Genomic DNA, 23559 nt, shown 5'->3' with positions numbered 1-23559 from the left:
GCCTCCATTCATGCGCGCGGCCATTGCGTGGCCATCTTCCCTCTCGAAGAAATATTCTGTTAACCCTAACGGACAGTTAAGAAGCGCCGAATCGACGGACGTCGGCAGGAGAACATCGAATGTCAGTGGAACTGGTCGAGAACAAGCTGAACAACCCGCTTCCTGTCCACCTGGTGGCCAAGGACGGTCTGGAGACGGCCGGCCTGGCGTCATCTGCCGTGGCGTGGGCCAGGGCCAACGGCTTCTCCGGCGAAGCGGGCAAGACGCTCATCGTGCCTGCAGAAAACGGCGCGCTCGGCGGTGCCTTGTTCGGTATTGGCGACGGCGAGGGCGCGCTGGCCGTTGGCGCGCTGGCGAAAAGCCTGGCGGAGGGCGACTGGCATTTCGCCTCCTCGCCGGCCCGGCCGGAACTGGCGGCAATCGCGCTGGCCCTCGGCGGCTATGTCTTTACCCGCTATGGCAAGAAACCGGGCAAGGCGCTGCGCTTCGAATTGCCGGCCGGCGTAGAGGCAAAACGCGTTCGCCGCATCGTCGAAGGCGTCTTCCTGACGCGCGACCTTGTCAACACGCCGACCAGCGACATGGGGCCGGACGAGCTGGAGAAGGCGGTTCGAGCCCTGGCCGAAATTCACAAGGCCGAAGTGTCGGTTATCAAGGGCGACGACCTCATCAAGCAGAATTTCCCGATGATCCATGCCGTCGGCCGGGCTTCGTCCAGTGCGCCGCGCCTTATCGACATGGGCTGGGGGCCAAGGAGCGCGCCGAAAGTGACGTTGGTCGGCAAGGGCGTCTGTTTCGACACTGGCGGTCTCGACATCAAGCCGTCGTCCGGCATGCTGTTGATGAAAAAAGACATGGGGGGTGCCGCGAATGTGCTGGGTCTGGCCTCGATGATCATGGCCTCCGGATTGAACGTGCGGCTGCGCGTGCTGATCCCGGCCGTCGAGAATTCGATCGCCGGCAACGCCTTCAGGCCTGGCGACGTGTTGGCGAGCCGCAAGGGCATGTCAGTCGAGATCGGCAACACCGATGCCGAGGGAAGACTGGTTCTGGGCGATGCGCTGGCGCTGGCCGACGAGGAGGAGCCGCAATTGCTTGTCGACATGGCGACACTGACCGGCGCTGCTCGTGTCGCGCTCGGTCCGGACCTGCCGCCCTTCTACACCGGCGACGAGGCATTGGCCTCGGAACTGGCGGCCGCCTCGCTGGCGGTCGAGGATCCGCTGTGGCGCATGCCGCTGTGGCGGCCCTATGATGCGAAGCTGTCGTCGAAGATCGCCGACATCAACAATGTCACCACGGATGGGTTCGCCGGTTCCATCACCGCGGCGCTGTTTCTCAAGCGCTTTGTCGAGAAGACGGCAAGCTGGGCGCATTTCGACATCTTCGCCTGGAACCCCTCCGATCGTCCGCACGGACCTGCCGGCGGCGAGGCGCAAGGCATCCGGGCACTGGAGCACGTCATCTCGAAGCGTTTTGGCTGATGTGGCGGCGACTTTCAGGGCGGCAGATTGCCGAAACTGAAACGGAACCGAAACAATTTGCCGTCATTCTCGTGCGATGTCGATTTCGATGCGCCCGAGCCAGGCCTTGCGATTGTGGCAGCAGGTGATGCTGTCGCAGGTGCGCGACGACGCGCCCGACCTCACCATGCGCCAGACGGCTATCCTGTTCACCATCTATCTCGATCCGCCGCCGCACACGGTGCGCGGGCTGGCGGCCCGTCTCAACGTCACCAAGCCGGTCATCACCAGGGCGCTCGACACGATGGGCGCGCTCAAACTGGTGTCGCGCCATCGTGACGAGCTCGACAAGCGCAACGTGCTGATCAAGCGCACGGTCGAAGGTGCGCTCTTTGTCGAGCGCTTCGGTGATGGTATCATCGCCAAGGCACAAGAGCTGCCTATCTGACGACCAGCCGCTTCAATGGATAACTGATTTGACCGCCAGGGATGCCCGCCTCCACGCCTTTCGGCCCGATCTTGCCGATGCGAGATTAAAAGGAGAGGTCGCTGCCGACCGCTTTGTCGCCGGCCGGCCTGCGCGGATTTCGATCCCGGTTGCCAATATCCGCAAGGCTCCGCGTCCAGACGCTGGTGTCAACACGCAAGCCCTATTCGGCGATGACGTGCTCGTTTTCGAGGACAGAGAGGGCTGGGCCTGGATCCAGGCCGAACGGGACGGTTATGTCGGCTATGTCGCCGACACCATGTTGGGCGGGCGGGATCATGCGCTCACCCATATCGTCTCCGTGCCCCGAACTTTCCTCTATCCCGGCCCGGATCTGCGCCTTCCGATCACGGGACAGCTGTCGATGGGGTCCACCGTCACGGTGACGGGGTCCGCCGAAACGCGCGGCACCCACTATGCTGTCCTGCCCTCCGGTGAGGCAATCATAGCGGGTCACCTGCGACCGCTCAGTAATGTGGCCGCCGACTATGTTTCGGTGGCCGAGACCTTTCTCGGCACGCCCTATCTCTGGGGTGGTGTCTCCGGCTTCGGCATCGATTGCTCCGGCCTCGTGCAACTGGCGATGCGCATGGCCGGCGCCGATGTCCTGCGCGATTCCGACATGCAGGCGCAGAGCATCGGCGAGCCGCTCGATCCGGGCCTGGATTATTCCGGCCTGCGCCGCGGCGATCTGGTTTTCTGGAAAGGCCATGTCGCCATCATGACCAATGCCGAGACCATGATCCACGCCAACGGCCACACCATGCTGGTGTCGCGCGAAGGCCTGAAGGAAGCCGTCGCCCGCATCGGTTATCTCTACGGCGGGCCGACGGGGTTCCGGCGGCCGTAGCGCCGATCCTCCCTTCCCCCCGGGGAAAGGAGACTGCTCGATCACCTTTTGTTCCGATTGTTCTTGGCGTTCGCGCGCCGTCGCGCTACCTCTGACGCGTGACAGAGAAGCCGCGCCTTGCCGACCAGAATGCCGCCGTCGTCCTGCCCGAGCCATTCCTCAGATGGTTTGGCGAGAAGGGCTGGGCGCCGCGCGCGCACCAGATCGAATTGCTGACGGGGGCTCAAGCAGGGCAGTCGGTACTGCTGATCGCACCGACCGGCGCCGGCAAGACGCTGGCCGGGTTCCTGCCTTCGCTGACTGAACTGGCCGTCAGGGCCAGGCGAAAGCCGGGGCAGGCCCATCGCGGCATCCACACGCTCTACATCTCGCCCCTGAAGGCGCTGGCTGTCGACATCGAGCGCAACCTCGGCAAGCCGGTGGAAGAGATCGGGCTCTCCCTCACCATCGAGACCCGCACCGGCGACACGCCGGCGCACAAGCGCCAGCGGCAGAAGCTGGTGCCGCCCGACATCCTGCTCACCACGCCCGAGCAGCTTGCGCTGCTGATCGCGGCACCCGATGCCAGGCGTTTCTTCGAGGACCTGCGCTATGTCGTGCTTGACGAGTTGCATTCGCTGGTGATTTCGAAGCGGGGTCATCTCCTGGCGCTTGGTCTGGCGCGGCTGCGCCAGTTCATGCCCGAGCTTCAGACCATCGGACTTTCCGCCACTGTGGCCGAACCGGACGAATTGCGCCGCTGGCTGGTCGGCCAGAATCCACCCGGCGATATGGCCGAACTGATCGTCGTTACCGGCGGCGCAAAGCCCGAAATATCCATCCTTGACTCGGAAGAGCGCGTGCCCTGGGCCGGGCATTCGGCCCGCTACGCGACGCCCGAGATCTACCGCGAGATCAAGCGCCACAAGACGACCCTGCTGTTCGTCAATACGCGCAGCCAGGCGGAGTTGCTGTTCCAGGAATTGTGGCGCGTCAACGAAGATACCTTGCCGATCGCGCTGCATCACGGATCGCTCGATGTCGCGCAGCGGCGGCGGGTCGAGAAGGCGATGGGCGACAATGCGCTGCGCGCCATCGTCGCCACCTCGACGCTCGACCTCGGCATCGACTGGGGCGACGTCGACCTCGTCGTGCATGTCGGCGCACCGAAAGGAGCGAGCCGGCTGGCACAGCGCATCGGCCGCGCCAACCACCGCATGGACGAACCGTCCAAAGCCATCCTCATTCCGGCCAACCGCTTCGAGGTGCTCGAATGCCGGGCAGCGCTGGACGCCAACTATCTCGGCGCGCAGGATACGCCTCCACTGGTCGATGGCGGGCTCGACGTGCTGGCGCAACATGTCCTTGGCTGCGCTTGCGGCGCGCCGTTCCGCGCGGACGATCTTTACGAGGAGGTGCGGTCGGCCGCTCCCTATGCCGGCCTCGATCGGCCGACATTCGACCGCGTCGTCGATTTCGTCGCCACGGGTGGCTATGCCTTGAAGAGCTACGAACGATACGCCCGCATCCGCCTCAACAAGGATGGGTTGTGGCGGGTATCCAATCCGCGCGTGGCCCAGCAATACAGGCTGAATGTCGGCACCATCATCGAGGTGCCGGCGCTCAACGTGCGTTATGTCCAGGCCGGCAACAAGGGTTCCGCGTCGCGCGGCGGCCGGGTTTTAGGCAAGATCGAAGAGGCTTTTCTCGAGACGCTGACGCATGGCGATACGTTCATGTTTGCCGGCAAAGTTCTTCGCTTCGAAGGCATTCGCGAGAATGAGTGCTTCGTCTCTAACGCGCCCGGCAGCGACGCGAAGGTGCCTTATTATGGCGGCGGCAAGTTCCCGCTTTCGACCTATCTCGCCGAACAGGTCCGCGCCATGCTGGACGATCCGCAGCGATGGAAGAAACTGCCCGAGCAGGTGGCCGATTGGTTGCGCTTCCAGGCCGACAAATCGGTGCTGCCCAAACGCGACGATCTGCTGATCGAGACCTTTCCGCGCGGCAACCGCCATTATCTGGTGGCCTATCCCTTCGAGGGCAGGCTGGCCCACCAGACGCTCGGCATGCTGCTTACCCGCCGTCTCGACAGGGTCGGCGCCAGGCCGCTTGGCTTCGTCGCCACCGATTATGCCTTGGCCATTTGGTCGCTGGGCGACATGGGCGCGATGTTCAAAGCCGGAAAACCCTCGCTCGGCGCGCTTTTCGACCAGGACATGCTGGGCGACGATCTGGAAGCCTGGCTGGCCGACAGCTGGCTTCTCAAGCGCACCTTCCGCAATTGCGCGCTGATTTCGGGGCTGATCGAAAAGCGTCATCCCGGCAAGGAGAAAAGCGGTCGTCAGGTAACCGTATCGACGGATCTCATTTATGACGTCCTGCGCAGCCATGAGCCGGACCACATACTGCTTCAGGCGACGCGAGCGGATGCGGCGGCGGGCCTGCTCGATGTCAGCAGACTTGCGGACATGCTCTCGCGCATTCAAGGTCGAATCATGCATAAGAACCTCGAACAGATATCGCCGCTCGCCGTGCCGATCATGCTCGAGATCGGCAAGATGCCGGTTCACGGCGAAGCCGACGAGACGCTGCTGATGGACGCGGCGACGCTGGTTGAGGAAGCCATGGGGCCGGAGATGGCTGAAGAATGAATTTTTCGCTGGCACGCGCATCGTTGATCGGCGAGGCCGATCTGGTCGGCATCGCCGGCGAAGGTGCGGTCTGCGATCCGCGCGGCGTGCTCTATTTTCCCGAGCTCAAGCTTCTGGCCGTTTCCGATCTGCATCTGGAAAAAGGCTCATCGCTGGCAAGGCGCGGCACGCTGCTCCCGCCCTATGACACCGGCGCGACCTTGCTGCGATTGCAGGCCGTCATCTCGGACTACCAGCCGGCAATCGTGATCAGCCTGGGCGATTCCTTCCACGATGGCGGCGGCGCCGAGCGCATGCATCGAAGTTTCCGCGAACGGCTGCAGGCGCTGATGGCCGGCCGCGACTGGTTCTGGGTGGCCGGCAACCATGACCCGGAGGCGCCGGCCGACCTGCCGGGCGAAACGGTGCGCGAACTCGCCATAGGCTCGCTGCTGTTCCGGCACGAGCCGTCGAAGCTGCGCGTCGAGGGCGAGATATCGGGCCATCTCCATCCCTGCGCCCGCATCGTGCAGCAGGGCCGTTCCGTGCGGCGGCGCTGCTTCGCGGGCGATGGCGGCCGCATGATCATGCCCGCCTTCGGCGCCTATACCGGCTCGCTCAACGTGCTCGACCGCGCCTATGCCGGCCTGTTCCGCCTGGAATCGCTGATGGCCTATATGCTCGGCACGGACCGCATCTTTGCGATTTCGGGCTCGATGCTGAGGCCGGGCTGAAGCCGCTATTTCCCGTAGTAGAGAGTGACCGTGTGCTTCGCTTCGGCGAAGAACAGCCAACGCTCGACCAGCATGCCGGCAAACTGTGTGACCGCGGCGAACGCCGATGCGAGCGCCGCGAAAGGTGACGGCAAGGCGAAGGCCGCAATCAGCAGCAAGGCGGGCAGCGCGAAGCCCAGGAGCTGGGTGATCCGCCGCAGCTTCGCGCTGTGCTTGCGCGCGATGCGAAAACCCATTTCCTTGAGCAAATAATTTTCCTCGGTATGCGGCCATTCCAGCGACCTAACCGTCCCCCCGGCAAGCCCGGTTGCGGTGTTGGCGTTGGTGGGGATTTCCAATTGGTCGTTGTACCGCAAGGTCGCAAGCTTCCAGGCCCAACCGAGCAGGGTCAGCAGTACGCAGGCCGCCAGAAGCATTTTAGAACCGACGGCAAAGCCTTGGCATAGCGCGGCCAGAAGCACGCTGCCGCTCATCGCCGAAAAGATGAGATAGCCGGGCAAGGTGTAAGGGCTGTGCCACTGAGCGATGGGTTTCAGCGAGGCATAGATCATGCCGGTCATGCAGACGGTGATGATGGCGCCAATCGTTGCCAGAAGTCCGGCGGCGGAGACCCAGCCATCGGTGCGGCCAAGAATGACCCAGCCAATGCCGAACAATCCCGCCGGGACGAAGGTGGCGACCGAGGCGACGCCCTCGCGCGACAACCAGGAACTACGCCATTGCGAGAAGGCACGCCAGGCGCGTTCGGGGCGGCCGAGATGGCCGGTCGACGACAACAGGCCGGCGGTGATCAGGCCGAGCGCCAGTCCCATGCTGATGAAGCCCAGCCAGAAATCGGGTGCGATGACGCCAAGTGGCACCAGCACGCCGAGCAGCGCCAGCAGGCCGTAGCCGGCCCCGGTCGCGGAGGTGAAGAAGACGACGGAGAAGGCTGGATGCATGGTGGTCAGTTCGAAAGCATGTGATCGACCCAGCCGAGGAACCCACCCTCGGCCCGCACCGGCTCCAGGGTTGGCGCAGAAACCTTTGCGGCGCGTTGGGTATGCGCGCGCGGCGGCAGGTATTTGTTGGTCGGGCGGTAGCCGAGTTCCGGCATCAGGTCGATACCGCCACGCTCCTCAACCAGCTGCGACACTGCCGAGGCGGGGTCGCCGAGATCGCCGAAATGCCGGGCGCTGGTCGGACAGGCGGCGACGCAGGCCGGCACGCGGTCCTCCTCGGCCAGATTGTCATTGTAGATGCGGTCGATACAGAGCGTGCATTTCTTCATCACGCCGACATCGGTGTCGAACTCGCGCGCACCATAGGGGCAGGCCCAACTGCACAGTTTGCAGCCGATGCACTTGTCCTCGTCGACCAGCACGATGCCGTCGGAGGCCCGTTTGTAGGAAGCCCCGGTCGGACACACGGTGACGCAGGCCGGCGTCTCGCAATGCAGGCAGGAGCGCGGGAAGTTCACCGTGCGGCCGCCCATCGCGGTGGTGTGCTCGTAGCTGTGCACACGATTGAACCAGACCCCGTCGACATGGCCGCCATAGGGATCGATGTCGGTCAGAGGCGCCATGTGACCGCCGGTGTTCCATTCCTTGCAGGCGGTGACGCAGGCCTGACAGCCCACGCAGGTGTCGAGGTCGATGACTAGGCCCAGTTTTTTGCCCGTATGGGCGGGGACGCAGGTCATTTGGCGGCTACCCTGTTCATGCGGAATTCGGCGCCAAAGCGAAGTGTGTCCGGCGATGGCTGGAATTGCGGCGGCTGGTGGAAGCGCTCGAATTGCGGCTCGGTGAACCCGGCCTCCTCCGCCGCGCATTTGACGATGCGCACGCGCAGGTCGAACCACGCCGCCTGGCCGGTCACCGGATCGGAATTCGAATACCGCCTGCCGTTGGTGTCTGCCGTGGTCTGGTCGCCGATGATGTGGTTGAGCAGGAAGCCGCGATTGCTCTCGGCGGCATCGTCCTTCAGCCCCCAGCTGCCGCGCCTTTTGCCGATGGCGTTCCAGGTCCAGACCGTGCTTTCGTTCACGCCGTCGACCAGCTTGATCTGTCCCTTGACCTTGCCATTGGTGCTTTCGATCCACACCCAGTCGTCGTCGGCGAGGCCGAGACCTGCGGCGGTCTTCTCATGCACGAACAGCCGGTTCTGGCTGGTGATTTGCCTCAACCACGCATTCTGCGAACCCCAGGAGTGGTACATATGCATCGGCCGCTGCGTCAGCGCATGCAGCGGATATTTTTCGGTGTCGACGGCCGCTTCTTCGAACGGCACGTACCAGAAGGGTAGCGGGTCCATGTAAGTCTCGATGCGCTGGCGTTCGCTCTCGGGCGGCACGGCCCGACCATGGCCGCGGGCGGCGAGACGAAAGCGCTGCAAGGGTTCGGAATAGAGCTGAAAGACGACTGGTTCGGCCTTCGGGATGAAGCCCATCTGCACCGCGAAATCGAGATAGGACCGGTTGGCCATCTTGTAATAGCGCTGGTCCTCGGCGAAATCGTGGTGCCAGAAGCCGCCATTGCCGATGTAGCGCTGCAACTGGTCCGGATTTGGCTCGCCCTTGCCGGTCGAATTGCCGTCCTTGCCGCGCCAGCCGGCAAGCGGGCCGATACCGGGCGTGCGCTCGTGATTGACGACGTAGTCGGCGTAGTCGGCATATTTGGCCGCCCCGTCTTCCCTGACGAAACCCGGCAGGCCGAGGCGCGCGCCGAGTTCGATCAGCACCGATTGGAACGGGCGCACGTCCCGGTCCGGCTCGACCACGGGATGGCGTATGGCATCGCCCGGTCCGTCGGCATGGCTGATCGGCCGGTCGAGCAGGCTGATGCAGTCGTGCCGTTCGAGATAGGTTGTGTCGGGCAGCACGAGGTCAGCGAACGGCACGGTCTCGGAATAATAGGCGTCGGAATAGATGATGAAAGGGATCTTGTAGTTGCCCGCCTCGTCGAGGTCGGTCAGCATACGAATCGTCTCGACGGTGTTCATCGAGGAATTCCAGGCCATGTTCGACATGTACATCATCAGCGTGTCGATCTTGTATGGATCGCCGGCCCAGGCGTTGCGGATGACGGTGTGCATCAATCCGTGCGCAGCGAGCGGCGCCTCCCAGGAATAGGCCTTGTCGATGCGGATCGGCACCCCTGCCTCATCGACCAGAAGGTCGTCAGGCCCGCAGACGAAGCCGAGCGGCATGCCGTCCAGTGGCGTCATCGGCCGGACGTTCTTGCCGGCAGGCTTCGGTCCTGGCGGCGCGCAACGCGGATAGGGCGGTTTGAAGCGGAAGCCGCCCGGGACGTCCACCGTACCGAGCAGCACCTGCAGAAGATGAATGGCGCGGCAAGAATGAAAACCGTTGGAATGGGCTGAGATGCCGCGCATCGCGTGCATCGACACGGGCCGCCCTTTGATTGTCTCGTGGCGGCGGCCGGCCCAGTCGGTCCACGCCACCGGCAGTTCGATCGTCTGCTCAAAGGCGACATGAGCGAGCTCGGCGGCGATCCTGCGGATCGTGTCGGCGGCAATGCCGCAGCGCTCCGCGACCGCATCGGGCGAATAGCTCTCATCGAGATATCGATCGGCGATCAGCTGGAACACCGGAACGCAGCGACGACCGTCGACGGTGAAGCTGCCGGTCAATGCCGCTTTCGCGTTGGCGTCGGCGGCGCGGACAGGCACTTTCGCCACCCTGTCCCAGGCGAGCAGGTTGCCGGCGCTGTCGCGGACAAACAGCCCGTCATCGGCCGCACCCGGATCCTGGATGACGAGCACATGGGCGTTGGTGTAGCGCAGGAGATAGTCGAGATCGACGCGGCCGGCCTTCAAGAGCTCGTGGATGAGGGCAAACACGAACAGGCCGTCGGTGCCCGGCCGGATGCCGATCCAGTCGTCGGCGATGGCGTTGTAGCCGGTGCGGCATGGATTGACCGACACCACCTTGGCGCCGCGCGCCTTGAGCTTGCCGAGGCCGATCTTGATCGGGTTGGAATCATGGTCCTCGGCGACGCCGAAAAGCATGAAATATCGGGTGTTGTCCCAGTCGGGCTCGCCGAACTCCCAGAACGAGCCGCCGATCGTATAAAGCCCGCCTGCGGCCATGTTCACCGAACAGAAGCCGCCATGCGCGGCGAAGTTCGGGGTGCCGAACTGGCTTGCCCACCAGCCGGTCAGGGACTGCGACTGATCGCGGCCGGTAAAGAAGGCGAGTTTCTTCGGGTCGCTGCGGCGGATATTCGACAGCCGCTCGGTCGCGATCGAAAAGGCCTCCTCCCACTCGATCTGGCGGAATTCTCCCGAGCCGCGCGGGCCGGTGCGCAGCAGGGGCTTTTTCAGCCGGGCAGGGCTGTAATGCTGCATGATGCCGGAGCTGCCCTTACCGCAGATCACGCCGCGATTGACGGGATGATCCCTGTTGCCGTTGATGTAGCGGACCTTGCCGTCCTTGATGTGCACGTCGATGCCGCAGCGGCAGGCGCACATATAGCAGGTCGTCTTGGCGACGCGGTCGGAGACGGCGGGCGAGGTGTCGACGCCATCGTCCTCGTCGGGCGCGTTCGTGTCGGCGAGCGGGCGTTGGGACGGGGCGGAATTCGCGCCGCGCAGGGGTCCTTGGGTCATGATTCCCGAGCGCTTTTGCGGTTCGTGGCTTTGGCCCTTGTTTTCGGCCCGGGACCGCGCATGTAATGCTCTTCCGGATGATAGCGATCGCCGGCCAGCCGCCGCCGCAGACCGCGGGTCCAATGCGCGAACAGGGACTTGAACCGCCCGATCATTTCATTCTCTGTCAATCGGTAGCGAATTTTTGCTAATGTCGATTGAAAACTTAGAATAAAGCTATCAACCCGTCTAATCAATTGTTCTTGTAAATTCGATCGATATTGGTTCTTAATGCCTTATGACACTTGACCAGTTGCGGATATTTGTCGCCGTCGCCGAGCGCGGCCACATGACCAAGGCGGCGGAGCTGTTGGGCATCTCCCAATCGGCCGCGTCGGCCGCCATCCGCGCGCTTGAGGAACAGCATGGCGTCCATCTGTTCAACCGCGTCGGCCGCAACATCGAACTTGCCCAGACCGGTCACCGGTTCCTGCCAGAAGCCAAGGCTGTACTGGAACGAGCCGCCGCAGCACGCAATGTGCTGGAACATGTCTCGCAGACGGTTGCCGGCAGCCTTTCCATCGCCGCCAGCCTGACGATCGCCAGCTATTGGCTGCCGCGCCGGCTGGCGTCCTTCCACGAAGCCTATCCTGCGGTCAGGCTGAGCGTCAGCATCGGCAACACCCGGCAGGTCGAAGCCAGCGTGCTGGATGGAACCGCCGATCTCGGCCTGGTCGAGGGGCGTACCGAGTCCGACTTATTGCGCCGCGCCAAGGTCGATATCGACCGCCTGATGCTGGTGGTTGCTAGTTCTCATCCCGAGATCGCCGAAAACGCGCCGGGCCGCCCCGACATAAAAGGGCTGCGCTGGATCATCCGCGAGGGCGGTTCCGGCACGCGCGAGGTGCTGGAGGATCTGGCGCGCCGCGAAGGGATTTCGCTTGACGATCTGCAGATATTTCTGGTGCTGCCGAGCAACGAGGCGGTTCGCCAGGCGGTCGAGGCCGGTGCCGGAGCCACCATCATTTCGGAGCTCGTCGTCGGACGCGCCATCGCCGAAGGCAGCCTGCGGTCCGTGCCGCTCGAATTGCCGAGACGCGACTTCGCCATGATCACACATCGCGACCGCCAGGCAAGCCTGGCCCAGATGGCGCTCAAGACGCATTTGGGGGCCGACGAAAAGGCGTCCCCGCGTTCGTGAATTGTCCGGATATCAGCCGAACTTTCGCTGCGCGTCCAGCGCAAGGCCAAGGCCGACCGAGCCGAACATGTCGCCCTCGATGATCGAAGCCTGAGGCACCAGCGACAGGATTTTTTGTCTCGCCAGCGGGATCGCGGTGGATCCTCCGGTCAGGAACACGGCGGTGATGTCGGACGGCCTGACCCCGGCGTCGCCGATGGTCTGGCCGACCGTGGCGGCAACGCGCTCGATGTCCCTGGCGATCGTGGCGTCCAGCGCCTCCCGGGTGATCTCGGCGGCGAACTGGACTTTCGGCAGCTTCACCTCGACATCGGCCGAGAGCTTGTCGGTCAGCTCGATCTTGGCCCTTTCGACAAGAGCGGCCAACGCGTGCCCGTACCGGTGCTCGACGATATGGATGAAGCGGTCGACGAGATCGGCGCGCTCGGCCTCGTAGCGGATCTGGCGCAGATGCGTCATCGCCTTGGCCGTGTAGACCAGGTTGATGCGTTGCCATGTCGCAAGATCGATGAAGTAGCTGGCCGGCAGGTTGCGCTTGCCGTCCTTGGTCGGGCTGAGGTGGCCGAGTTCCGGCATCACATGCGCGATGCTGAGCAATCGGTCGAAGTCGGTGCCGCCGATATGGATGCCGCGGCTGGCCAGGATATCGTCCTTGCGGTCAAGCGAGCGGGCACGCTGCGGCGAGACCCTTACGATCGAGAAGTCCGACGTGCCGCCACCCATGTCGATGATCAGCGCCAGTTCCTCGCGCGTCACCTTCTGCTCGTAGTCGAGGGCCGCCGCGATCGGTTCGAACTGGAAGGCGATATGCTTGAAACCCTGGGCGCGGGCGGCTCCTTCGAGCTCGCTTTGTGCCCTGGCATCGGCCTCGGCATCGTCGTCGACGAACTGCACCGGCCGGCCGAGCACCACGCTCTCGACGGCGCCGCCGGCATCCTCCTCCAGCCTTTTTCGCAGATGGCCGAGGAACAGGCCGACGATCTCCATGAAGCCGATCGATCGCGCCTTGATGCGGGTCTTTTCCTGCGCGAGCGCGCTGCCGAGCACGCTCTTCAGCGAGCGCATCAGCCGGCCTTCGACGCTGTCGGTGTAGTTGGCGATGGCCTGGCGGCCGAAACAGGTACGGTTGTCCTCGAAGTTGAAGAACACGGCGCTTGGCAGCATGACCTCGCCGCCTTCCAGCGCGACGAGGTGCGGCTGACCGCCCCTGACCACGCCCACGGTGGAGTTGGAAGTGCCAAAATCGATGCCGGCGAATGCTGGTCGCATCGCAGCCTCCTGTCATCTCTGCCTAGGCAGTGGTTCGGCGCCGCCTGTGAAGCGTGCGCTCTCCGTCGTCCGGGATGGCCGGACCGCTCTGCCGAATTGAATTGTGCGTGTTGCCCGGGGGGCCGGGAGGTGGCGGTCTATAGCATGATCCGGGAAAGGGAAACCCCTTTGCAGGAGCCTTAGTCCTTGCGGAAGATCAACCTTCCGAGCCAGCCCGTCACCATGGCCAGCGATATGGCGAAAACGCCATAGAGGAAGGAATAGTCGTGGGCGGCACGGAAGATCGACTGTTCGAAACCGGATTTGCGGATTTCGAGCTGGGCCGAGCTCTCCTTGATGAACAGGCCGCTCTTGAACAGGAACGCGCGCGCCTTGTGGGTGCCGACCGGAACGTTCGGCGCCAGCCGCACCGTGGCGCGGAACAGGTTCTGTGACAGGAACTGGACGCCGCCGACATTCTCGCTGTAGAGACCGGTCGCGGCCTTACGTTCGCGCAACGCCGCGGTGAATTCCTCGATCGTGGCCGGGCTGTCGCCGGCATCGGCCGGCTGCATGTAGAGATTGGAGGCGCCGAGCGACAATTGCCTGTAGCTGTTCGGCTCGGTGATGTCCTGCAACGGCCGCGTCGTCGCCACCGAATAGGACACCGGCACGTTTTCGAAGGTCTCGGATTCCAGGTTGACCCAGACGCCGAGCACCCGGTCCTTGCGGCGCACCACCACCGGCTTGGGTGGACCTTCGAGCACGACGATGATGTCGTAGCGGCCTTGGCGCGCCACCAGCGGATCAGGATTTTCCAGCGAGCCGAAAATGGTCAGGTCGGCCCCGGAAAAGCCGGCGGTGATCGAGACTTTGTCGGTGGAAAGGCCGATCTGGATGCTTTCGGTCGGCGGCGTCTGCGCGTTCGCGGGTGCAGCGGCGATCAATGATAGAAGAGCGGCGGTTGCGAGCGCTTTCAGGCCATTCATCAGTTGAAGCCCGCGCCGGACAGCGAATAAAGATTGGGCGGCGTGACGAAGAGGTCGATGGCAAGCCTTATCGCCACCGCCAGCACCAGCATCGCCAGCAGCGCTCTCAACTGCTCGCCGCGCAGCCGCTGGCCGGCCTTGGCGCCATATTGCGCGCCGGCGACACCACCGGCCATCAAAAGAAAGGCCAGCATCACGTCGACCGTCTGGTTGGTGGTGGCGTGGACCAGAGTGGTGTAGGCCGAGGTAAAGATGATCTGGAACAGCGAGGTGCCGATGACGACGTTGGTCGGCACTTTCAGGAGATAGATCAGAGCCGGCACCATGATGAAGCCGCCGCCGACACCCATGATAGACGACAGGAAGCCGATGGCCGCGCCCAGCCCAAGCACGGGGATGACGCTGACAAACAGCTTCGAGGCCCTGAACCGCATCTTCAGCGGCAGGCGGTGGATCCAGTTGTGCTGGCCGGATTTCTTCAGCACCGGTGCCGCGCCGCTGCGCGTGGCGCGTAGTGCGTTGATGCTTTCGACCAGCATCAGCCCGCCGACGGTGCCCAGAAGCACGACATAGAGCAGCGAGATGAACAGGTCGAGCTGTCCCAGCCTGCGCAGGAAAGCGAAGACGTAGATGCCGCCGGTGGAGCCGACGATGCCGCCGGCAAGCAGCACCCCGCCGAGCTTGAAGTCGAGCGTGCCGCGCTTCATATGCGACAGCGCGCCGGAGAAGGATGAGGCGATGACCTGGTTGGCGCCCGTCGCCACCGCGATTGCCGGTGGGATGTTGTAGAAGATCAGGAGCGGCGTGATGAGAAAACCGCCGCCGACGCCGAACATGCCCGACAGAAAGCCCACCGCAGCGCCCATGGCCAGCAGCACGAAGACGTTGACGGAAATTTCCGCAATCGGGAGATAGATGCCCACCCGTCGGTCTCGATCAGTTTGTCAGTCGGCGAATACAGCCGTTGCGGAGAGTATCGCACCGAAAAGCCAATTTTTCCTTGCGCCGAAGCGGGGGCGGGGTCAAAACCCCGCCGCCGCGCCGAAACAAAAAACATCTCAATCAGTTAACAGGCAAATGTGTGGCGGGAGCGTCGCGGATACGACGCTTCTGCCGCTATTTGCGCGCCAGCAACGCCTTGACCAGCTTTTCGTCGACCGTACCGGTCGCGGGGAGCTTGTTGTCGGTCTGGAACGCGACGATCGCGTTCTTGGTCTTCGCGCCCATCACGCCGTCGGCGCCGCCGGCGTCGTAGCCGTTCTTGTTGAGGATGAGCTGGATGTTCTTGACCGCCTTCTTCATATCGATGCTGGCCGTCGTCTGCGGTGTGCCGTCTTGCCAGGATTCGGGAATGTCGGCCGAATTGGCAGCCTGATCGAGCGGCTTGGCCTTCCACAATTCGGTGGCGGCGCGGGCACGCTCGAGTTGCTCGGGCCGCAGCGCGTTGGCGATCTCGTCGCGCTTGGCGGCAGCGTCCTTGTCGCCGGTCTTGGCGACGAGCGCGAACCATTTGTAGGATTCCTCCAGGTTCTGCTTCATGCCGACGCCCTTGGCGGCGAGGATGCCGAGATTGAACTGGCTGTCCTTCACGCCGAGATCGGCGGCCTCCTGGAACCAGTGCGCGGCCGATTCATTGTCGGTCACGCCGTCAGCGGCCATGGCGAACAGCACGGCCAGATTGTGCATGGCGCTGGCGTTGCCCTGCTCGGCGGCGAGCTGGTACCAGGTCTTCGACTTCTTGATGTCGCGCGGAACGCCGATGCCCTTCTCGTAGAAATTGCCGATGCGATACTCGGCCGGAGCGAAGCCGAGTTCCGCGGACTTTTCATACCATTTGGCCGCGGCCGCCATGTCTTCCTTGACGCCGCGCGCCTCGGAATAGCGCGAGCCGATCTCGAACAGCGCCTTGGCGTCGCCGGTGGCTGCGGCGTCGCGCAGGGCGACCGGGCCTGCGTCGGCGGGAATATCGAATTTGGCCGTGGCCGCGGGAGCGCCGGCGGGCACGACGGCGCCGGTGGTGTCCTTGGCCATGGCCGGTGCAGCCACTGTCGGTTGGATACCGTTCTCCGCATCCCTCGTTTGCGCCCCGCCGGCGGCAGCGGAAGGTGCCGGAGAAGAAGGAGCCGCAGCAACGGGATCGGCGGAAGCCATCGCGTCGGGGCCTGCCGCACCGGCGCCGGCAGGCATGACGGGAGCCGTCGCCGGAGCCGGTTCCGCCGTCGGGCCGGCGTTCGTCGGCCCATCGCCATCCGACGGCATGGCGAGCGCGGTCTGCGCCACCATGTCGTCCTTGACCGTCGGAGCGGAGGGCTCGGCCTGCCTGACCTCACGGGCCGGTTCGCTGTTCGCTGCCGCCAACTGGGTTTCCGGCCTGGGCGGGCTCGCGGCGTCGACGGATGCGGTTTGCAGCGGCTGCGAGGCAACGGCCGACGCGTCATTGTTTGCTACCTGGGCGGGATCGGCGAGGAACGCCTTGCCAAGCTGCAGGCCGGCAAGCGCCAGCATGATCGCGGCGGCCGCCATCAGAATCGGCTTGCGCCGCGCCTTGAGCAGGTCGCCGATCCTGAGCGCCTTCACCGGTCCCTTCATCGTCGACTGGCGTTTCAAGGCGTCGGCCTCGGCGGCGGCGGCCTGCGCCGCGCGGCGGGCAGCCGCGATGAAGTCCGATTTCGCGGCATCGCTGTCGCTGAGCTTTGCCGGCTGCCCGCGCTCATCGCGTACGCGCTTCATGATGGCGTTGAGGTCGGGCGCGCCGGAGCCGGGCTCCAGTGGCCGGTTGGCCATTTTCGGGTCGAGCGGCTCGTCGAGATCGACGTTCGGGATTTCCGGGCCCGGCACCGAGCCCGCCAGCGGCGGAACGTCTGCTTCCTTCTTGCCCTTGAAGGCGCGCGCCAGGCCGCCCAACATCGATTTGCGGCGGCCTGCCGGCTCGCCCTTCCCGGCGATCGGATCGGAACCAAGCGCGGCCATGGCGGCGGCGGCCGCCGCCTCCGCGGGCGAGCGCGCACCCGGCCCGCGTGGCGAAGCAGGCTGGCCACGCATGATCGCGGCTGCGCGGCCATCGAGATCGGCCATGTCCCCGGTCAGCGGCATGGGTTCGTCGATATCCATCGACGGAGCATCCACGGCCATCTTGCCGGCTCGCGCACGGCGCCTGCCGATTGCTTCATCCGGGCGCGCGTCCAGGAGCTCGCTCACAGCCTCGGACGGTTCGCTGGTTTCCAGCGAACCCAGCCTGTCGACAATCTTGAGCAGCGTGTCGTGGATGGCCTCGAACGTTCTCGAGTTACGCTCGTCGGAACGGCGCGTCAGCGTTTCGAGCGTCTTCAGATCCTGGGCAAGGCCGGAAACCGCCGACGTGTCGGCGCCTGAGCCGGCCAGCGAGCGGACCGCATTCTCGGCCGCCTCGCGCGCCGCGCCAAGGATGGAATCGCGCGTTCCCGCCAGCGCCTTCTCGATTTCATTGAGGCGTGGGCTGATGTCCTCGAACTCCGGCAGCGGTGCGCTGGGCCTGGACAGGTGGGCGGACAGGCTGGCGACTTGCGCCTCCAGGCTGCGGATCAGCGCCGGATCGATGCCGGCGACTTGCGCGGCGGACGAGTCCAGCCGGCTCGAAATGTCTTCGAGCCGGCTTTCCAGGCCACGGATCGCGGCCTCACCGGCAGGATCGGGAATGCGTGTTTCCATGCGCTTGGCTAGCGCCGTGAAGCGGGCATCGATGGCTTCCATGATGCCGGCGCCGTCGACTTGCGGCATGCGCTGGTCGAGCCGGTCGGCGACCTCGTCCAGCCGGCGCTCAAGGTCGCGGAACAGCATGTTGCCCTGTTCGATGGCGTCGCCCTGGCGCCGTTCCATCATCGACGACAGCACGTCGAAGCGTTGCTCCAGCCCGTGGAAGATATAGTCGGCGTCGGGCATGGCCGGCGCCTGGTCGATCTTGTCGGCGATGAGCGCGATCTGCTTGGCCAGCCGTTCCATTGCCTGCTCGGGCAGGGCGGCGCGGCCGGCGAGTTCGTCGACTCGGCTCGACAGCGTGTTCAGCCGGTCGACGACGGCGTTGCCGGGGTGGTCCTGCGCCACTTCCTCGATCTGCCGGGCAAGCGAATCGATCCGCTTCTCGATGCGCTCGAAGGCTTCATGGTCGAGCGAATTGGCCTGTGCCGCGACGGTCGAGGCGACGATGGCACGGGAGATCTCGTCCAGCCGCTCATCGATCATGGCCAGCGTACTGCCGCCGCGATTGTCCTGCTGGCTGGCGAAATGATCCACGGCGCTGGCCAGCGTGCGGACCTTTTCCTCCAGCGAGCGCAGGGATAACGATTCCGGCAGGTTGTTGACGGCATTGCTGATCTGCTCCAGCCGATCGGTCAGGCCCGAAATGGCGGGGTCCGGTGAGCGGTTGCGCTGGTCGGCGTCGACGCGGTCCTCGAAGGCCGTCCAGCGCCGATCGAAATCGTCCCAGCGGCGGTCGACCTTCTGCACGCTCTCCTCGCGCGCCAGCGTGTCGAGCGCGGCTTTGACCTGTTCGAGTTCGAGCCGCAGCATGTTGACGCTTCTGTCGTCGCTTTTTTCCGACAACGTCTTGATGGCGCCGGAAAGCCGCTCGAATTCGAGGCCAAGTTCGGCGCTGCCTTTGCCCGAAGCGCCTGACTTGGCGTTTGCCAGCAGCGCGCGGTCGATGTCCTTGCGCAGCGCCTCGAATTCGCTCTGCAGCCCGGCAGTCATCTGGTGGCGCAATTCCTCACGCATGCCGCGCAGCTCGCCGGCGATCTTGCCGACCATGGCAACGCTGTCTTCCTGGCCGCGGATGCGGTCGATATCGCGGGCAAGGTTCTGGTAGTTCTGGCCGACGGCCGGCGCCGGCATTGGAGCCTGCGGGTGCAGCGCGGGCTGCGGATCCTGGTACCAGCGCGGCTGAGCCGAAGGCTGTGCGGCGGGATAGCGCGGTTCGGCGCCATAGTGGCGGGGATCGGGACGTCCCATCGTGTCCTCGCGCGTCCTCTCCAGGCGCTGTTCCAGCGTCTCCAGCGAGCGGTTCAACTGCTCGAGCGTGGTCTGAGGCCTGCGCTGCCTGCCGGCGTTGAGTGTATCGAGGTAGGACCGCTTGCTGTTCATCGGTGCGTCCGTCTTTCAGATTGGCCGGTTTGCGACCAGCTCCCCAAATCCTCGCCGGAACGAAGGCGACCGCACCACGGTGGAAGACAAGCTTCCCGGGTTTCACCCGCGCTCCGAAAAACCGTGAAAAAATCGATACAGGATAAACACGGGTAGCCGACATGCGCACAATTCGCCCAACGTGGTAAACAACGCGTTAACCAAGCTTAAGAAGTTGCGACGAAGTTCGCGGTGAACCGCCCGCTGCGGCATAAAGCGCCGCCCGCACAACGCCCTTGCGTCATGAGAGGGCTATCGGTATAGAATTGACGTAAACGTAAAAGGCGCATCAAGCGTGCTGTTTGCGATTTGTTTGTCGAAACCACGGCTGGAAGCACGCCCCCGCTTTCAGTCAGGCATCGCTTGGTCCAGGACCGCGACGCCACAGACGGGGAAAGCCAGTGACCATGAAGCTTATCTCGGCCGGCGAGACCGCGGCCAATACCAACACTATATCCGTTGACTCGGGCGAGGACCTCGTCCGCATCGGCGAAATGGCCAAGAAATACGGCGTGACGCTGCGCACGCTGCGTTTCTACGAAGACAAGGGCCTGCTCAACCCACAGCGCGACGGTTCAACCCGCCTCTACACGCGCCGCGACAGGGTTCGGCTGAAACTGATCCTGCTCGGCCGCAAGGTCGGGTTCTCGTTGCGCGACGTCAAGCAGATGATGGATCTCTATGATCCCACCGGCTCCAACACCAAGCAGTTGCGGCTGGCATTGGACAAGTCGGAGAAGCAGCTTGCCCGCCTCCAGAAGCAGCGCACGCTCATCGATGACGCCATTAGCGAGTTGAGCACCTCCATGGCTGCCGTCCGGCAGATGCTGGTCGAGCGCTCGGCGCCGCAGGCGAGCGTCGCCGGCTGATTTGGCCTCGCCGCCTTGCGGCGCAACATCCGTGATCGACAAAAGCCGTGTGGCGAGCGCCACGCGGCTTTTTCATTGAGGGTCCTCCACATGAACTGCATCGCGTCCCGTTTGCTGCGGTGCAGGAGAAATTTTGTCGCATTGGCTGAATTGACGTTTACGCAAACGTCAATTTTTGTTATCTCCCGCTGCAACATGGGTCCGCATGCCGCCCTGACATGAATTTGGGGGTTTCGGATCAGGTTCCGCAGGGTGGAGGAAGAGCATGCCGATCTACAGGGCGCCGGTGCAGGATACGCTGTTCGTGCTCAACGAGGTGCTGGGCTACCAGCGCTATTCCAATCTCCCCGGCTTTTCCGATGCAACGCCCGACGTGCTGGAAGCGATCCTCGCCGAGGGCGCCAAGCTCGCGGAAAACGTCATGCATCCGCTCAACCGTGTCGGCGACATGGAGGGCTGTGTGCGCCATGACGACGGCTCGGTGACGACGCCGAAGGGCTTCAAGGAAGCCTTCGACCAGTATCGCGACGGCGGCTGGATGGGGTTGGCGGCGCCCGTCGAGTTCGGCGGCCAAGGCCTGCCCTATGCCGTGCATACCGCCGTGGCCGAGTATATGGTGTCGGCCAATATGTCGCTGATGATGTATCCGGGCCTGACGCAGGGCGCGATCGCGGCGATCATCACCCATGGCACCGACGAGCAGAAAGCCAAATGGCTGCCGAAGATGGTCGAGGGTGCCTGGACCGGCACCATGAACCTGACCGAGCCGCATTGCGGCACCGATCTGGGCCTGCTGCGCACCAAGGCCGTGCCGAATGGCGACGGCACTTACAAGATCTCGGGCCAGAAGATATTCATCTCGGCCGGCGAGCACGACATGGCGGACAACATCGTCCACCTGGTGCTGGCCCGCATCGAGGGGGCCCCCGAAGGGGTGAAGGGCATCTCGCTGTTCATCGTGCCGAAGCTCAAGCTCGATGCTTCTGGCAATCCCGATGAGAGGAACACCGTCTCCTGCGGTTCGATCGAGGAGAAGATGGGCATCCACGGCAATTCGACCTGCGTCATGAATTATGACGAGGCGCAAGGCACGCTGCTGGGTGAGGCCAATGGCGGTCTCAGGGCGATGTTCACGATGATGAACGAGGCGCGGCTCGGGGTCGGCCTGCAGGGGCTGTCGCTGTCCGAGATTGCCTACCAGAACGCCGTCGCCTACGCCAAGGACCGCTTGCAGGGCCGCTCGCTGTCGGGGCCGAAGGCGCCGGACAAGAAGGCCGATCCTATCATCGTCCATCCCGACATCCGCCGCAGCCTGATGACCATGAGGGCCTTCAATGAGGCCGGCCGCGCGCTGGCGCTGTGGACGGCGATCAAGTCGGACATCGCCCATCGCTCCGCCGACGACAAGGACCGCCAGGCGGCCGACGACTACACAGGGCTGATGACGCCGGTGGTCAAGGGCGTGCTCACCGACAAGGGCTTCGATCACGCCGTGATGGCGCAGCAGGTGTTCGGCGGCCATGGCTACATCGAAGAGCACGGCATGAGCCAGTTCGTGCGCGATGCCCGCATCGCCATGATCTATGAAGGCGCCAACGGCATCCAGGCGCTCGACCTCGTCGGCCGCAAACTGGGTCTGAACGGCGGCCGCGCCGTGCAGGCCTTCTTCAAGGAAGTCGGCGAGTTCTGCGAAGAGAACCGCGCCGACGAGAAGATGGCCCCCTTCACCAAGGCATTGAAGAAGAGCCTCAACGATCTTCAGGCGGCGACCATGTGGCTGCTGCAGAACGGCATGGCCAAGCCCGACAACGCCGGCGCCGCCTCGACCGACTACATGCATCTCTTCGGCCTCGTGGCGCTCGGCTATATGTGGGCGCAGATGGCGAGGGCCGCTCAAGGTAAGGCGGGCGCCAACGGCGTGTCGTCCTTCTACGACAACAAGCTGGTGACGGCGCGCTTCTTCATGGAGCGGATCATGCCGGAAACCGCGACGCGTCTCGCCCGCATCTCCAGTGGCGCCGATACGTTGATGGCACTGCCGGCGGAAGCGTTCTAGAAATAGTCCCTCTCGCTTGAGGGGAGGGCGGTCCAAAGGGCCGGGAGGGGTCGCCGCGACAGTGCGCGGATTTCAATTTCGATGGCAGACCTTGGGAGGAAGATCATCGCATGACCAACCCAGCCGAAATCCTTGGCCTGCCGAAGCCCGCCTGGGCGGCGGACGAGGTCGGCATGCTCTACGACATGGCGCACCGCTTTATGTCCGAAGAGATCGCGCCGCGTTACGACGAGTTCGAGAAGAACGAAATGGTCGACCGCGAGAGCTGGCTGAAGGCCGGTGCCGCCGGCCTGCTCTGCGCCTCCATGCCGGAGGAATATGGCGGATCGGGCGGCACCTTCGCCCATGAGAGCGCCATCATCGAGGCCATCGGCCATGTCGGCGTCGACGGCTTCGGCATCGGCCTGCACAATTCGATCGTCGCCCCCTACATCCTCCACTACGGCTCGGAGGAGCAAAAGAAGAAATGGCTGCCGAAGCTCGCCACCGGCGAACTGATCGGCGCCATCGCCATGACGGAGCCCGGCGCCGGCTCCGACCTGCAAGGCGTCAAGACGCGGGCCGAGAGGGACGGCAACCAATACAAGATCAATGGCTCCAAGACCTTCATCACCAATGGCCAGCTCGCCAATTTCATCATCGTCGTCACCAAGACCGATCCGGACAAGGGCGCCAAGGGGACTTCGCTGATCGTCGTCGAGACCGACGAGGTCGACGGCTTCGAGCGCGGCCGCAACCTCGACAAGATCGGCCTGAAGGCCAATGACACGTCCGAACTGTTCTTCAACGATGCGCGTGTGCCGACCTCCAACCTGCTCGGCCACGAGGAGGGACAGGGCTTCATCCAGCTCATGCAGCAATTGCCGCAGGAGCGTTTGCAGATCGGCACCGGCGCGATTGCCATGGTTGAGCGCGCGCTGGCGCTGACCATCGATTACGTCAAGGAGCGCAAGGCGTTCGGCAAGGCGGTCATCGATTTCCAGAACACCCAGTTCAAGCTGGCCGAACTGAAGACCGAGGCCACGATCGGTCGCGTCTTCTACAATGATTGCGTGGCGCGCCACATCGATGGCGGTCTCGATCCGGTGACCGCGTCGATGGCCAAGTACTGGCTTTCCGACCTGCAAGGCAAAGTCGTCGACGAATGCCTTCAATTGCATGGCGGCTATGGCTACATGAATGAATATCCGATCGCCCGCATGTTCCGCGACGCCCGCGTCCAGCGCATTTATGGCGGCACCAACGAGATCATGAAATTGCTGATCGGCCGCTCGCTCTGAGCATCGATCGGCAAACCCAAGGAGCAGGA

The 23559-nt window shown here is 64.1% G+C and carries 16 protein-coding genes; 9 read left to right on the top strand and 7 right to left on the bottom strand.

What is annotated here, in order from left to right:
- Positions 1-119 precede the first annotated feature (119 nt).
- From LB532_RS15490 to pdeM, 5 genes are all read left to right on the top strand, one after another.
- Positions 120-1484 (top strand): leucyl aminopeptidase family protein, encoded by a 1365-nt coding sequence (locus tag LB532_RS15490; protein ID WP_140639941.1) that lies wholly within the window; start codon positions 120-122, stop codon positions 1482-1484.
- Positions 1485-1560: 76 nt separating this feature from the next.
- A complete protein-coding gene (locus tag LB532_RS15485) occupies positions 1561-1911 on the top strand; it encodes a MarR family winged helix-turn-helix transcriptional regulator (RefSeq protein ID WP_140513216.1) in 351 nt (116 codons plus the stop codon).
- A gap of 28 nt (positions 1912-1939) precedes the next feature.
- Entirely contained in the window at positions 1940-2800 is an 861-nt protein-coding gene (locus LB532_RS15480) for an NlpC/P60 family protein (protein ID WP_224556959.1), read from the top strand.
- Between the two features lie 98 nt (positions 2801-2898).
- A complete protein-coding gene (locus LB532_RS15475; RefSeq protein WP_140639940.1) occupies positions 2899-5433 on the top strand; it encodes a ligase-associated DNA damage response DEXH box helicase in 2535 nt (844 codons plus the stop codon).
- Positions 5430-6146, top strand: a complete 717-nt coding sequence (pdeM, locus tag LB532_RS15470; RefSeq protein ID WP_140639939.1) for a ligase-associated DNA damage response endonuclease PdeM — start codon at positions 5430-5432, stop codon at positions 6144-6146. The genes LB532_RS15475 and pdeM overlap by 4 nt, the downstream gene beginning before the upstream one ends.
- Before the next feature lie 5 nt (positions 6147-6151).
- Here the strand turns inward: pdeM and LB532_RS15465 are convergent, their stop codons facing one another.
- From LB532_RS15465 to LB532_RS15455, 3 genes are read right to left on the bottom strand one after another with little or no spacing between them, the layout of a single operon-like run.
- Positions 6152-7087: a dimethyl sulfoxide reductase anchor subunit family protein gene (locus LB532_RS15465; RefSeq protein WP_140639938.1), complete on the bottom strand. Its 936-nt coding sequence runs from the start codon at positions 7085-7087 to the stop codon at positions 6152-6154.
- Between the two features lie 5 nt (positions 7088-7092).
- Entirely contained in the window at positions 7093-7827 is a 735-nt protein-coding gene (locus LB532_RS15460) for a 4Fe-4S dicluster domain-containing protein (RefSeq protein WP_140639937.1), read from the bottom strand.
- Positions 7824-10754, bottom strand: a complete 2931-nt coding sequence (locus LB532_RS15455; protein WP_140639936.1) for a molybdopterin oxidoreductase family protein — start codon at positions 10752-10754, stop codon at positions 7824-7826. The genes LB532_RS15460 and LB532_RS15455 overlap by 4 nt, the downstream gene beginning before the upstream one ends.
- A 277-nt stretch (positions 10755-11031) precedes the next feature.
- Here LB532_RS15455 and LB532_RS15450 point away from each other — a divergent pair, with 277 nt between their 5' ends.
- Entirely contained in the window at positions 11032-11934 is a 903-nt protein-coding gene (locus tag LB532_RS15450) for a LysR family transcriptional regulator (protein WP_140639934.1), read from the top strand.
- 12 nt (positions 11935-11946) lie between these two features.
- Here LB532_RS15450 and LB532_RS15445 read toward each other — a convergent pair whose 3' ends face one another.
- The 4 genes from LB532_RS15445 to LB532_RS15430 form a co-directional block, all read right to left on the bottom strand.
- Entirely contained in the window at positions 11947-13203 is a 1257-nt protein-coding gene (locus LB532_RS15445) for an Hsp70 family protein (RefSeq protein WP_140639933.1), read from the bottom strand.
- A gap of 179 nt (positions 13204-13382) precedes the next feature.
- Entirely contained in the window at positions 13383-14171 is a 789-nt protein-coding gene (locus LB532_RS15440) for a TIGR02186 family protein (RefSeq protein ID WP_140639932.1), read from the bottom strand.
- Positions 14171-15094 (bottom strand): sulfite exporter TauE/SafE family protein, encoded by a 924-nt coding sequence (locus tag LB532_RS15435; RefSeq protein WP_140496679.1) that lies wholly within the window; start codon positions 15092-15094, stop codon positions 14171-14173. The genes LB532_RS15440 and LB532_RS15435 overlap by 1 nt, the downstream gene beginning before the upstream one ends.
- 193 nt (positions 15095-15287) lie before the next feature.
- On the bottom strand, positions 15288-19286 hold the full coding sequence (locus LB532_RS15430; RefSeq protein ID WP_140639931.1) for a peptidoglycan-binding protein: 3999 nt from the start codon (positions 19284-19286) through the stop codon (positions 15288-15290).
- Between the two features lie 446 nt (positions 19287-19732).
- Here LB532_RS15430 and LB532_RS15425 point away from each other — a divergent pair, with 446 nt between their 5' ends.
- From LB532_RS15425 to LB532_RS15415, 3 genes are all read left to right on the top strand, one after another.
- Complete coding sequence (locus LB532_RS15425; RefSeq protein WP_140497287.1) at positions 19733-20194, top strand: MerR family transcriptional regulator; 462 nt, start codon at positions 19733-19735, stop codon at positions 20192-20194.
- 265 nt (positions 20195-20459) lie between these two features.
- Positions 20460-22250, top strand: coding sequence for an acyl-CoA dehydrogenase (locus LB532_RS15420; RefSeq protein WP_140639930.1), 1791 nt, complete (start codon positions 20460-20462; stop codon positions 22248-22250).
- A 110-nt stretch (positions 22251-22360) separates the two neighbouring features.
- The gene (locus LB532_RS15415) at positions 22361-23530 is read left to right on the top strand and encodes an acyl-CoA dehydrogenase family protein (protein ID WP_140639929.1); all 1170 of its coding nucleotides are present in this window, start codon (positions 22361-22363) and stop codon (positions 23528-23530) included.
- Positions 23531-23559: the final 29 nt, after the last annotated feature.

It is taken from the genome of Mesorhizobium sp. ESP-6-2 (assembly GCF_020164675.1).
GTDB lineage: Bacteria > Pseudomonadota > Alphaproteobacteria > Rhizobiales > Rhizobiaceae > Mesorhizobium.
Note: the sequence above shows the minus strand (reverse complement) of the source record. Positions and strands in the feature narration are given on the sequence as shown.